The organism is Marinobacter sp. UBA3607 (assembly GCF_002375525.1).
In the GTDB taxonomy this organism is placed as follows: Bacteria; Pseudomonadota; Gammaproteobacteria; order Pseudomonadales; family Oleiphilaceae; genus Marinobacter; species Marinobacter vinifirmus.
This window is the reverse complement of the sequence record NZ_DFLY01000033.1, coordinates 1-11,375: the sequence shown is the minus strand read 5'-3', so window position 1 is coordinate 11,375 and position 11,375 is coordinate 1. Positions and strand designations below refer to the sequence as shown.

The following is an 11,375-nucleotide window of genomic DNA, read 5'->3' as shown; positions in this document are numbered from 1 at the left end:
CCAACTTTCGGGGGTCACTTCATATCGGGGGTCTGACCCCGCTGGTTGATTTTTAGTCGATCCGGAAGTCTGGGTGTAGGGTTTGCCAGTGTTGCGACATCAGTCGTCTTCGTCTAACAGGCCTTGCCAGGGGTTGTCTGCGATGGGGTTGGAGTTGGGGATTAGTTCTGCCTTGCCTTCCAGAAAAGCCGCAACAGCCCTCGCTTTCTCTTCTGGTATTAGCATAACTCGCATCTTCAGTCCTTTGGCTACTAGTTCAAGGGTTTCTAGTCGTGAATTACCCCCAGACTCAAGCCGCTGATACTGCTGGCGAGGCATGCCGATGCGCATCTCCATATCCTGCTGGCGCAGTTCAAGAGATTTGCGGCGATCTTTCAACTGTTCGTGGACTTTGCTCATGGGTCCTTTCTGGCAACGTATAAGTTTCAAAATATTATAATAGAATCATATTAGTTTCATTTTCGCCGAATGCAACCAATTCGGGGTCAGACCCCCAGTACATTTCGTGTGGCCAAATGTATCGGGGGTCTGACCCCCGCAGTGTGTCGGTTGGGCCAAGGTTTGTGGCGGGGTGGGTTGGTAAGTTTACCGGAATAACAAGTTCAATGAGCGGAGTGTGGGTTTTATGAGTCGACAGGTTTTTATTACCGGCGGGGCCAGTGGTATCGGGTTGCAGCTGGCGCGGAGTTATTTGCGCACGGGCGCAGCGGTGACTTTGTTTGATGTGCAGCCGGCGGAGCAGGCGGTGGCGGAGCTTTCGGCGCTGGCCGGGGCGCACAAGGTGCGGGCGTTTGCGATGGATGTCACCCGGCCGGAGCAGGTGCGGGAGGTGTTTGCGGAGGCCGCACGGGATGCACAGCCGGATGTAATGATTCACTGTGCCGGCATTTGTGTGGCGGCGGATTTCGAGGCGATTGATGACGACACCTACGCCCGGGTGATCAACATTAACCTGGTTGGCACCCGCAACGTAGTAGCGGGCGCGCTGCCTCACCTGAAATCCGGCTCGCAGTTGGTGTTGATTGCTTCCATGGCCGGGTTGGTGGGCTGTTACGGTTATGCCGCTTACTGCGCTTCGAAATACGGTGTGGTTGGGCTGGCGGAGGTGTTGCGGATTGAGCTGGCGCAGAAGGGGATTGATGTAACCGTGGTGTGCCCGCCGGAGGTGGAAACGCCGATGGTGGAAGCGGAGCGGCTGAACAGGCCGAAGCAAACGGAAGCCCTGAAACTGATGGCCGGCACCCTGCCGCTGGATTATGCGGTGCGGCAGATTCGCAAGGGCATTGATGCCCGGCGCTTTATGGTGATCCCGGGCTGGCGGGCCCGGGGGTTGTGGTTCACCAACAAGTTGTTGCCGGGGTTTATGACGCGCCGGTTGGCGGATTTTTTGGTTAGCCGGTGATCGGTGGCGGGTCTGACCCGCCGATAAAAATCCGCTCTGGAGGATAATTTATCGGGGGTCTGACCCCGAATCAGGAGAGGGCCTGGTTGAGGTCGGCGATCAGGTCTTCGGCATCTTCCAGGCCTACGGACAGGCGCAGCATGCCGTCGCCGATGCCGCGTTTCAGGCGTTCTTCGCGGCTCAGGCCGTGGTGGCTGGTGGCGCTGGGTTGGCTGACCAGGCTTTCGACGCCGCCCAGGCTGGTGGCGAGCAGGAAGATTTTCAGGGAATCTGCCACTTTTTCAGCTGCTTGCTGGCCGCCTTCCACTTCAATGCTGAGCATGCCGCCGAAGCCGGTCATCTGCTGTTGGGCCAGGTCGTGGCCTTCGAAGGAGGGCAGGCCGGGGTAGTGGACCTTGGTGATTTTCGGGTGCTGTTCCATGGCTTCAGCTACCGCCATGGCGTTTTCGTTGTGCTGGCGGATGCGCACCGGCAGGGTGCGCAGGCTGCGGGAGAGCAGGGCGGCGGTTTCCGGGGCGATCAGCTGGCCCAGGTTCTTCCTCCAGGCGGCGACCGGTTTGGCCAGTTCGGCTGAGGCCATCAGGGCTCCGGCGGTGATGTCGCTGTGGCCGCTGAGGTATTTCGTGGCGCTGTGTAGTACCAGGTCTGCTCCCAGTTCCAGCGGTTGCTGGTTGATGGGGCTGGCGAAGGTGTTATCGACGGCCACTAAGGCGCCGTGTTGGTGGGCGGTTTCTGCGATGGCGCGAATGTCGAGGATGGCCATGTTCGGGTTGGCCGGGGTTTCGAAATACACCAGTTTGCCCGATTCGCCCAGCTCGTGTGCCAGCCGGTTCTGTTCTTCACGGAACAGGAAGGTGACCGGAATGCCCAGGGCCATGCAGTGATTTTTAAGCAATTCCTGGGTGCCGCCGTAAAGGTCCCCCACGCAGACAATTCCCTTGCGACCGTGGGCCAGCAGCGTTGCAGAAATCGCCGCCATACCCGAGCCAAACGCCAGCGCCGCTTCCGCCTGCTCCAGCCCGGCCAGTCCCTGTTCCAGTTCACGAATGCTCGGGTTGGTGCCCCAGCGCGTGTACAGGTTGCCTTCGCTGCGCCCTTCAATCACATCCAGCAACGCGGCGGTGTTCTCGAACCGGTAGGTGGTGGTGTTGTACACCGGCGAGTAGGGGCTGCCGAACTGATCCTTGTGGCGGCGGTTGTGGATGATGCGGGTGGCGGGGCCTTTGTGGTTCATGGTGGTTCCTGTTTGTGCGGAGGAGATTCGGCTTATCCGTTGAAAGGGATAAAATGATCGGGGTCAGACCCCACTTTCTGGGCTTGTGCTCGAAGGCCGGTGAGAATCGGGTCAGCTACTTTCGCCGGAAATCCATTGGGTAGCCGCGCGTTGACGGATTCGATGACGGCTTCGGTTTGAGCCACCGTTTCTTCCATTATGGCGGCGGCCCGCGTCGGCGAAAAGCCCATGGCCTTTGCAGTTGAGAGAAAGTGCCGGGGAAGCATTCTGGCCCAGTGATAATGGCGATTGCGGCCTTTGAGAGACATGGCCATCTTAGCGCGTGCCGGTGCCAGGCTTCCTTGAGTCATCAGCGGATAGGCGGAAATGACGTCGTACAGTAGCGTCATGCGGTAGGCCGAGCCGGGTTCAAGGAACAGACTGAAGTTCTTGGCGTGGCCATCGATGGCGGCCAGAAGCCAGAACACGAGCTGGGTTTTGAAAAACGTGTCCCGGTCCTGGCTGGCATTCTGCGAGCCTTCAAGAATCTTCATGCATTGCCGAAGACCTGGCCCGCCATCACTTTCATATTTCAGCGCGGGCGAAATGCCCAGTGCCTGGCAGAAGTCTTCCTGGGGCAGACGCATCAGCCAGGAACCATCACTTGACCATTTCCGGTCAAAGCGTTCGACAATAAGGATGTTTTGGTTCCCGAAACACGCCAAGTCTGCATTGGCGGTTGGCAGGCCGAAGGCTTTGAGAATCTGAAGGCAGAGCCATTCGTTCTCGCTGCTTTCGCGCAGATCAATGTTGCTGTGTTCGAGAAAACCAATCGGTAGTTTGAAGATGTGGCTGGTGGGCGTCGACCCCAGAGGAAGTTGCCATTGATTCTGGTGCCACAGCAGTGCGGTTTTCTCCTGTGCGCCGGCCAGTGATATGCGGAAATCGTGATCTTTGGCCATACCCAGCGGCGCATCCTGATAGCCTGCCAGAAGGTTCTCGATGTCCCGGTTGTTCAGCGGCCTGGCCCTGGTTTGTGTAACGTCAGGCAGCACCATGCCATTGGGGTATAGCTGAATGGCCCCAATGCAGTCTCTGCCCACGCTGGCAAGGAGATCGAAGGGGTGACTGCTGGCAACACGAAAGCGAGCTTGCATGCGAGCTCGAAGGGTATCGGAATCCGGCAGCAGGTTGTCGAAGAAGTTATAGACTTTCTCACCCTTGTAGGGTGCAAGTGTGAGCTGCAAGGATAACGAGATAGCCCGCGCGCCAGGCCGGTTTACCCAATCTTTCAGGTACTGAAAAGTCATCGCGCCGGAGCGGGCCTTTTTAAGAATGCCAACCTCAATTCCGTTGAGCGCTACCAGCAGTTGTGACATCTCACCACTCCTGGTCCCAGCCAGCTTCGGCATTTTTTGCATCGCGCTCGCTCAGGTGCAGCTCCAGATCGAGGGCGGTAAGCAGCTTGAACAGCGTTTCAACCCGAGACGCCTCCGGCTTGTTCTCGAAGCCAGATAGGGTCGCCTGCTTCAGGCCAACGTTATCAGCAACCACGCTCTGGCTGAGCTGACGTTCCTTCCTGATGTTCTTCAATGCCTGCGCCAGCATTTCCGGTGATGTGATTCTCACACTTATCCCCTTAAGCGGATTTTCTTAACCATATACCCTGCAGGGGATAAAGTCTATTTATCCTCTTGTTGGGATAAAGAGTTCGGGGTCAGACCCCGATGGCGAGGATTATCCGCTTTGGCGGATAAAATTTGAGGGGTCTGACCCCGGTGGTTTTATTGGCCGGGGAGTAGGCTGCATTGTAGACTGTTGCGTATTGAGAGGATAACCGAGTTGCTTCAACCCAAAGAAGGATGACGCTTTGTCTATCAAGTTGACTGAATTCAGCCACGGCGCGGGCTGTGGTTGCAAGATTGCGCCGGATGTTCTGGACCGGATTCTGCACACCGATATGCCGGATTTTCATGATCCGAAACTGCTGGTGGGTAACAGCAGCCGGGATGACGCAGCGGTAGCGGATATCGGCAACGGGATTGGTGTGATCAGCACCACCGATTTCTTTATGCCGGTGGTGGATGATCCGTACGATTTCGGCCGGATTGCGGCGGCGAATGCCATCAGTGATGTGTACGCCATGGGTGGCAAGCCGGTGATGGCGATTGCGATTCTGGGCTGGCCGGTGAATGAGCTGGCGCCGGAGATTGCCGCGAAGGTGATTGATGGCGGCCGTGCCGTGTGCGCCGAGGCAGGCATTGCACTGGCCGGTGGCCACAGTATTGATTCGCCAGAGCCGATTTTTGGGCTGGCGGTGACCGGCCAGGTGGCGGTAGACCGCATTATCCGCAACGACACCGCCAAGGCGGGTGACCTGCTGTATCTGACCAAGCCGCTGGGCGTGGGCATTCTTACCAGTGCTTCCAAGAAGGGTAAGGTAACGCCGGAAGACCTGGCCGTAGCGGTGCAGAACATGTCGACCCTGAACAAGGTGGGCGAGGTGTTCGCACAGATTGATGGCGTGAATGCGATGACCGACGTAACCGGTTTCGGCCTGGCTGGCCACCTGCTGGAAATCTGCCGGGGCAGTGGCCTGAAGGCTACCGTCAGCCGCAAGGCGATTCCGACCCTGCCAAACCTGCAGCCGTACATTGATGCCGACTGCATCCCGGGCGGCACCCACCGCAACGCCGCGGCGTTCGGCAAGGCCATCTCCGGCATGACCGAGGCCGACAAGTTGCTGTTCTGCGATCCGCAAACCAGTGGCGGCCTGATGGTGAGCGTAGCCGAAAGCAGCCGCGAAGCCTTCGAAGCCAAGGCCCGCGAGCAGGGGCTGGAGCTTCAGCCGCTGGGTCGCTTGGAAGCGACCGGTTCCGAAGAGAGCCTGGTGTTTATCGAAGACTGATAACACCCGCAATCAAAAAGCCGCGCCTGGTACCACACCCGGCGCGGCTTTTTTGTATCCGGGGTCAGACCCCGAATACAGACCCCGAATACAGACCCCGAATACATTTGGTGGGTCAAAATGTACCGGGGGTCTGACCCCCATGGAAGATGAGGGGCAGGTGGTTGAAGCCGCCGGTGGGGAACATGGCGCGTTCTGGTTGGTGGCCTTCTGCGCTCTCTACGGCTGATATCTGTTTCAGGAATTCTTCCATGAATACCTGCAGCTCCATGCGGGCCAGGGGGGCGCCGGGGCATACGTGGATGCCGGCGCCGTAGAGCAGGTTTTTGCTGGCGTTCTGGTGCGGGCAGTAGCTGTCCGGGTTGCCGAATTCGGCTTCGTCCCGGTTGGCGGAGGCCCAGAGGATGGTGATTTTCTCGCCGGCAGGAATGGTGCGGCCGCCGATTTCGACTTCGCGGGTGGTTACCCGGCGGTTGGAGATTAGCGGGGCGTCCATGCGCAGGATTTCGTCGATGGCTTCGGGCAGCAGCTCCGGTGCGGCTTTCAGGTCGGCCATTAAGGCCGGGTGCTGCGCCAGGTAGTTCAGCAGTATGGAGACGGAGGCCGAGATAGTGGCCAGTTCGCCCACGGTCCAGTTGCGCATCAGGCTGACCAGTTCGTCATCGGTCATGGGTTTGCCGTTCACCTGTTCGCGCATCAGCGATGTGGTGACGTCATCCGGTGCCTGGTCGCCAGCCTGGCGGCGGGTTTCAAGCATGTCGGTAATGTAGCCGTCGAATTCCTGGGCCACAGCGGCCATAGCATCGCGGTCCCGGGCGAGGGTGGCGCGGTGGTTCTTGCGTACCCATTCCGCCAGGGGTTCGTGCAGGCGCTCGGGCCAGCCCATGAAGGCGCACTGGATATGCAGGGCGAAGGGGCGGCTGAGGGCATCGACCACATCCACGGTTTCCCCCTTGGCCAACTGGCTTACCAGCCCACGGGCAATCTCACGGCAAATTGGTTCGAACCGGGCCATGGGTTCCGGGGCGAAGTAGGGTTCGATCACTTTGCGATAGGGAGTGTGCTCGGGCGGGTCCATGCCGTTGGGAACAGACAGGTGAGCAGACACGGCGTTGCTGAAGGTGTCGTGGTCTTCCAGTACGGCCATCACGTCTGCATGGCGGAACAGCGTCCATTGCTGGTAGTCGCTCCAGGCCACGGGGCAGCGTTCGCGCATGTCGTCGTACGCGCGGATCTGGTCTTTCTGTACGCTGGCGGCTCTTGGGTCCCAGTCTTCGTGGCGCTGTTCGGTCATACGGCCTCCTGATGGTCTCGTTAGCTTGCTTTCAGGCTAACACCGGAGGCCGCTGGCCATTTGGAGAAATGTCAATTTATGACATTTGTAAAGGAAATTGCTTATGCGCCGCGGGTAACGCTCACCACCTTCAGGTGGATGGGCTTGCGGCCTTTCATGGGCCATTCGATGCTGTCGCCAATGCTCAGGCCCAGCATGGCGGCACCGGCCGGGGCCAGGATGGAAACCTTGTGGTCTGCATTGCCCACTTCGTGTGGGTAAACCAGCATCATTTCGTGTTCTTTGCCGGCGTCTTCATCCACAAAGCGCACCAGCGAGTTCATGGTGACCACGCCTTCGGGCATTTCTGCCAGGGGCACGAGGTCTGCACGGCTGAGTTCGTCTTCCAGGCCGTCGGCGACGTCGGACTTGCCGGCCATGCGCTCGAGCAGGGTGCTCAGGCGGTTGTAATCTTCTTCGGCAACAGTAATAGAGGGTAATTCAGACATAGAAATCTCCGGAAAAATGGTTCAACAATGTTTGGTTTTAAGCGCTGAATCCGGAAGGGTTGTAAGGTGGATTCAGCGAAATCAGAGGCGGATAGCAGCCCTGCCGGTGTTCGCAGAGGAAGACCGCAGTGCCAAAGAGGATGTGTGAATACAGGAAATCTGGCTGTTCACGTTGTTCGAATCAGTCCGTTATAGGATGCTATAGGCTGAATCTAACCCCCAAAGAGCAAAATGGCAACGGTTAAAAGGATGATGGCATGCCGGTAGTTGTACAGGCCCTGTTTCCGGTTTTCGTATTGATCATGTTGGGCCATGTTTTACGGCGGCTGAACTTCCCGGGCGGGGATTTCTGGCCCCAGGCGGAGCGGTTCACCTATTACATTCTTTTCCCGGCCATGCTGGTGTTCAAGCTGGGGCAGGCCAGGTTGCCGGCCTCGGCCTATGCCGACACCGCGTTGCTGATTGTGGCCATGCTACTGGCGATGACGGCGGTGCTGGTGGCGGTTCAGCTGTTCTGGCGCTGGAGCGGGCCGGTATTTTCCTCGGTGTATCAGGGCGCTATTCGCTTTAACTCCTATGTGGGCCTGGCGGCGGGCGGAATGCTGCTGGGGGATGACGGGTTGTCCCTGACGGCCATCGCGGTGGCCATTATGGTGCCGTTGCTGAACCTGCTGTGCATTCTGATGTTCTCGCTGGTGGCGGGGCAGGACAAGGTCAGCGTGGTTCAGGTGTTGCGGGCGATTGTGACCAACCCGCTGATTGTCGGCTCGGTGCTGGGGGTGTTTTGGAGCTGGTTCCAGATCGGTTTCCATCCGCTGTTGGCGGGCATCCTGGCGCCCCTGAGTAACCTGGCGCTGCCCATGGGCTTGATGACAGTTGGGGCTGGATTGCAGCTCAGTGCCTTGCGAGGAGCTTCGGCGCCCTTCCTGGTGTCGTCCGGGTTGAAGCTGCTGGCCTTCCCCGCCATGGTGGTGGGGCTGGCCTGGGCGCTGGGGCTGAGTGGTTTGTTGGTGCAGGTGGCGGTGTTGCTGGCAGCGTTGCCTACCGCCACCTCGGCTTACATCCTGGCACGCCAGCTGGGCGGTGATGCGCCGCTGATGGCAGGGATCATCAGCGGGCAGACCTTGCTGGCGATGGTCACCATTCCGTTAATGTTGAGCCTGTTCTGGTAGGCATTCCAGTACAGCGTCCGCAATGGATTGCTGGAACCGGATGTAGCCTTCGCTGGTCGATTCGATATCGGTGGCCAGCGGGTCCCAGGTGCTGAAGGTCACGTTCAGGCCTTCCGTAATGGAACGCCACCACTGGCGGTTGAACTGGGGTTCGGTCAGTAGGCAGGGCTGGTTGGCCTGGCGCAGTTTGTCCTGCACTTCGGCAATATGCCGGGCGCCGGGAGACAGCTCCGGGTTCAGGGTGAGCACGCCATCCAGCTTCAGTTCATAGTGTTCGGCAAAGCGTTCAAAGGCACTGTGGTAGGCGAACAGGCTGATGCTGTGAAGCGGTGCCAGGCTGGCTTTGATGTCCTGTTCTGCTGCATTCAGGTCTTGCTCGAACCGGGCCAGGTTGGCGTCCAGTTCTTCTTTCTTCATATCCTCCAGCGTGACCAGTCTGGCGTGGATGTCCCGTGCCATGTCCAGGGCCAGTTGCGGGTCTGTCCAGATGTGCGGGTCTTCGCCGTCTCCGTGGTCGTGGCCATGGTCGTCGTGGTGATCATGGCCGCTGTGTTCTTCTACTTGATGATCGTCTTCGCCTTCCGGCACGTCGGTAAAGGCCACCACCCTGCCGTCGAATTCATGGCCACCGAGCAGGCGGCTGAGGAAGGTTTCCATCTCCGGCCCAACCCAGAAGATGGCGTCGGCCTGTTCCAGGGCACGGCGCTGGGAGGGTTTCATGGTGTAGTTGTGGGGGCTGGAGCCGGGAGGTACCAGGGTTGAAACCTGAACACTGTCGCCGGCCACCGCTTTCACCAGCAGTTCCAGTGGCTTGATGGAGGTAACAACGTTGGCGGCAGAGGCCGGAAAGGCGGTAACGGCCGCGGCCATGCCAAGGGCGAGAGAGAGGGTGTTGCGTTTCATGGTACTGAATCCTGATGATTTCCTGAAACGTTATAATATTACATTGACGGCAGTTGGTGCAAAGCCGATCATGCGAAACCGCCCCATGGCCGCTATAATGCGCCCTTTATAAATCGGCCACTTATTTTCAGGATGGTTTCATGACAGTACGCACCCGAATTGCCCCGTCGCCCACCGGCGATCCACACGTTGGTACCGCCTACGTGGCCCTGTTCAACCTGTGTTTTGCACGCCAGCACGGTGGCCAGTTCATTCTGCGCATTGAAGACACTGACCAGGCCCGCAGCACGGCGGAATCCGAGCAGGATATTCTCAAGGCCTTGCGCTGGCTGGGCCTGAACTGGGATGAAGGCCCCGATGTGGGCGGCCCCCACGGCCCTTATCGCCAGTCTGAGCGTAAGCACATGTACGGCCAGTACGCAGAAGACCTGGTTACTGCCGGCCATGCTTTCTATTGCTTCCGCACCCCGGAAGAACTGGACGCCATCCGCGAAGAGCGCAAGGCCCAGGGCCTGAACCCGGGTATCAAGGGTGACCTGGAATTGCCGGCAGACGAAGTGAAGCGCCGTCTGGATGCCGGCGAGTCTTACGTTATCCGCATGAAGGTGCCGGACGAGGGTGTGTGCGAGATCCAGGACATGCTCCGGGGCACCATCGAAATTGACTGGGCCCAGGTGGACTGCCAGATCCTGTTGAAATCCGACGGCATGCCTACCTACCACCTGGCTAACGTGGTGGATGACCATTTGATGGGCATTACCCACGTGCTGCGGGGTGAGGAGTGGATCAACTCCGCGCCCAAGCACAAGCTGTTGTACCAGTACTTTGGCTGGGACATGCCGGAGCTTTGCCACCTGCCGCTGCTGCGTAACCCGGACAAGAGCAAGCTGTCGAAGCGCAAGAACCCCACCAGCATCAACTTCTATGAGCGCATGGGATTTTTGCCGGAGGCGGTCACCAACTACCTCGGCCGCATGGGCTGGTCCATGCCGGACGAGCGTGAGAAGTTCACCCTGGATGAGATGATCGAGAACTTCGACATCCAGCGCGTGTCCCTCGGTGGCCCGGTGTTTGATGTAGAGAAGCTGCGCTGGCTGAACGGCCAGTGGATTCGCGATGAGCTGAGCGACGAGCAGTTCATGGAGCGGATGCACCAGTGGTGGTTCAACTGTGACGACCTGCAAGCGCTGGTGCCGCACATCAAGGGCAGGGCAGAGGTGTTCTCTGACGTAGCTCCGATGGCCCAGTTCATGTTCAGTGGCATGCTGAACCTGAAGCCGGAAGACTTCGCCCACAACAAGCTGGAAGAAGCCCAGGTCAAGCGGGTGCTGCAGTTCACCCTGTGGAAGCTGGAGGCCCAGCGCCACTGGAGCAAGGAAACCATCTTTGCCGACATCAAGGCCCTGGCCAAGGCCATGGACCTGAAGATGGGGGATTTCATGTTCTCGATCTTCGTGGCCATTGCCGGAACGCCCAATTCCTGGTCGGTGATGGACTCCATGGCCCTGCTTGGCCCGGACATGACCCGCGCCCGTTTGCGCACCGCACTGGACGTAATGGGTGGTTTCTCCAAGAAAGAAACCAAGAAAGTAGAGAAAGAATACGCCGCTTTGGGTATTTAATAAGCGGTTTGTCGGATAATTGAACGATGTGAACAGGGATGTTCAAAAAACTTTAAAAAAAGCGAAATCGGGTGTTGACGGCCTAGGGGCGGATCCTTAATATACGCATCCGTTGAGGGGCCATAGCTCAGCTGGGAGAGCGCAACACTGGCAGTGTTGAGGTCAGCGGTTCGATCCCGCTTGGCTCCACCAATTTCTAGTCCCCTTCGTCTAGTGGCCTAGGACTCCGCCCTTTCACGGCGGCAACAGGGGTTCGAACCCCCTAGGGGACGCCAATACGGCTTGACGGTTTAGTCCACCGGATAGCCATCAAAAAAACCGCCTTCGGGCGGTTTTTTTGTGTCCGGACGAGGGGTCAGACTCCCCAACGGGG

At 58.8% G+C, this 11,375-nt stretch carries 11 protein-coding genes and 2 tRNA genes; 6 read left to right on the top strand and 7 right to left on the bottom strand.

The genetic code is table 11. The features are described 5' to 3' along the window. Positions 1 to 99: 99 nt before the first annotated feature. On the bottom strand, positions 100 to 399 hold the full coding sequence (locus tag B2589_RS13125) for a helix-turn-helix domain-containing protein (protein WP_022988103.1): 300 nt from the start codon (positions 397 to 399) through the stop codon (positions 100 to 102). Positions 400 to 625: 226 nt separating this feature from the next. Here B2589_RS13125 and B2589_RS13120 point away from each other — a divergent pair, with 226 nt between their 5' ends. Then, complete coding sequence (locus B2589_RS13120) at positions 626 to 1,402, top strand: SDR family oxidoreductase (protein WP_286816893.1); 777 nt, start codon at positions 626 to 628, stop codon at positions 1,400 to 1,402. Between the two features lie 70 nt (positions 1,403 to 1,472). Here B2589_RS13120 and B2589_RS13115 read toward each other — a convergent pair whose 3' ends face one another. The 3 genes from B2589_RS13115 to B2589_RS13105 are packed head-to-tail and all read right to left on the bottom strand — an operon-like array spanning position 1,473 to position 4,244. After that, on the bottom strand, positions 1,473 to 2,636 hold the full coding sequence (locus B2589_RS13115; RefSeq protein WP_286816892.1) for a trans-sulfuration enzyme family protein: 1,164 nt from the start codon (positions 2,634 to 2,636) through the stop codon (positions 1,473 to 1,475). A 32-nt stretch (positions 2,637 to 2,668) separates the two neighbouring features. Further along, complete coding sequence (locus tag B2589_RS13110) at positions 2,669 to 3,994, bottom strand: type II toxin-antitoxin system HipA family toxin (RefSeq protein WP_286816891.1); 1,326 nt, start codon at positions 3,992 to 3,994, stop codon at positions 2,669 to 2,671. 1 nt (position 3,995) lies between these two features. Beyond that, positions 3,996 to 4,244, bottom strand: a complete 249-nt coding sequence (locus B2589_RS13105; RefSeq protein WP_286816890.1) for a helix-turn-helix domain-containing protein — start codon at positions 4,242 to 4,244, stop codon at positions 3,996 to 3,998. A gap of 241 nt (positions 4,245 to 4,485) precedes the next feature. Here B2589_RS13105 and selD point away from each other — a divergent pair, with 241 nt between their 5' ends. Next, positions 4,486 to 5,523, top strand: a complete 1,038-nt coding sequence (gene selD / locus B2589_RS13100; protein ID WP_286816889.1) for a selenide, water dikinase SelD — start codon at positions 4,486 to 4,488, stop codon at positions 5,521 to 5,523. A 115-nt stretch (positions 5,524 to 5,638) separates the two neighbouring features. Here selD and B2589_RS13095 read toward each other — a convergent pair whose 3' ends face one another. Together B2589_RS13095 and rnk are read right to left on the bottom strand one after the other, a co-directional pair. Next, positions 5,639 to 6,817 (bottom strand): cytochrome P450, encoded by a 1,179-nt coding sequence (locus tag B2589_RS13095; RefSeq protein WP_286816888.1) that lies wholly within the window; start codon positions 6,815 to 6,817, stop codon positions 5,639 to 5,641. Between the two features lie 101 nt (positions 6,818 to 6,918). After that, positions 6,919 to 7,305, bottom strand: coding sequence for a nucleoside diphosphate kinase regulator (rnk, locus tag B2589_RS13090; protein ID WP_286816887.1), 387 nt, complete (start codon positions 7,303 to 7,305; stop codon positions 6,919 to 6,921). A gap of 257 nt (positions 7,306 to 7,562) precedes the next feature. Between rnk and B2589_RS13085 the strand changes: the two genes are divergently transcribed. Then, complete coding sequence (locus B2589_RS13085) at positions 7,563 to 8,477, top strand: AEC family transporter (protein WP_286816886.1); 915 nt, start codon at positions 7,563 to 7,565, stop codon at positions 8,475 to 8,477. Here B2589_RS13085 and B2589_RS13080 read toward each other — a convergent pair. Then, positions 8,454 to 9,380, bottom strand: a complete 927-nt coding sequence (locus B2589_RS13080; RefSeq protein WP_286816885.1) for a zinc ABC transporter substrate-binding protein — start codon at positions 9,378 to 9,380, stop codon at positions 8,454 to 8,456. The genes B2589_RS13085 and B2589_RS13080 overlap by 24 nt on opposite strands. Positions 9,381 to 9,520: 140 nt before the next feature. On the opposite strand from B2589_RS13080, the gene gltX reads away from it, so the two are divergent. The 3 genes from gltX (at position 9,521) to B2589_RS13065 (ending at position 11,277) form a co-directional block, all read left to right on the top strand. Then, complete coding sequence (gene gltX / locus B2589_RS13075; RefSeq protein ID WP_286816884.1) at positions 9,521 to 11,002, top strand: glutamate--tRNA ligase; 1,482 nt, start codon at positions 9,521 to 9,523, stop codon at positions 11,000 to 11,002. A 116-nt stretch (positions 11,003 to 11,118) separates the two neighbouring features. Next, positions 11,119 to 11,194: transfer RNA gene (locus tag B2589_RS13070), tRNA-Ala, on the top strand. A 7-nt stretch (positions 11,195 to 11,201) separates the two neighbouring features. Further along, positions 11,202 to 11,277 (top strand) — tRNA-Glu (locus tag B2589_RS13065). Positions 11,278 to 11,375 lie beyond the last annotated feature (98 nt).

Excerpts from the sequence above, each read along its gene's own strand:
- B2589_RS13120 (WP_286816893.1), top strand. The coding sequence starts at position 626 with ATGAGTCGACAGGTTTTTATTACCGGCGGGGCCAGTGGTATCGGGTTG.
- gltX (WP_286816884.1), top strand. The coding sequence starts at position 9,521 with ATGACAGTACGCACCCGAATTGCCCCGTCGCCCACCGGCGATCCACAC.
- B2589_RS13125 (WP_022988103.1), bottom strand. The coding sequence starts at position 399 with ATGAGCAAAGTCCACGAACAGTTGAAAGATCGCCGCAAATCTCTTGAA.
- B2589_RS13085 (WP_286816886.1), top strand. The coding sequence starts at position 7,563 with ATGCCGGTAGTTGTACAGGCCCTGTTTCCGGTTTTCGTATTGATCATG.
- B2589_RS13095 (WP_286816888.1), bottom strand. The coding sequence starts at position 6,817 with ATGACCGAACAGCGCCACGAAGACTGGGACCCAAGAGCCGCCAGCGTA.
- B2589_RS13080 (WP_286816885.1), bottom strand. The coding sequence starts at position 9,380 with ATGAAACGCAACACCCTCTCTCTCGCCCTTGGCATGGCCGCGGCCGTT.
- B2589_RS13115 (WP_286816892.1), bottom strand. The coding sequence starts at position 2,636 with ATGAACCACAAAGGCCCCGCCACCCGCATCATCCACAACCGCCGCCAC.
- B2589_RS13110 (WP_286816891.1), bottom strand. The coding sequence starts at position 3,994 with ATGTCACAACTGCTGGTAGCGCTCAACGGAATTGAGGTTGGCATTCTT.
- rnk (WP_286816887.1), bottom strand. The coding sequence starts at position 7,305 with ATGTCTGAATTACCCTCTATTACTGTTGCCGAAGAAGATTACAACCGC.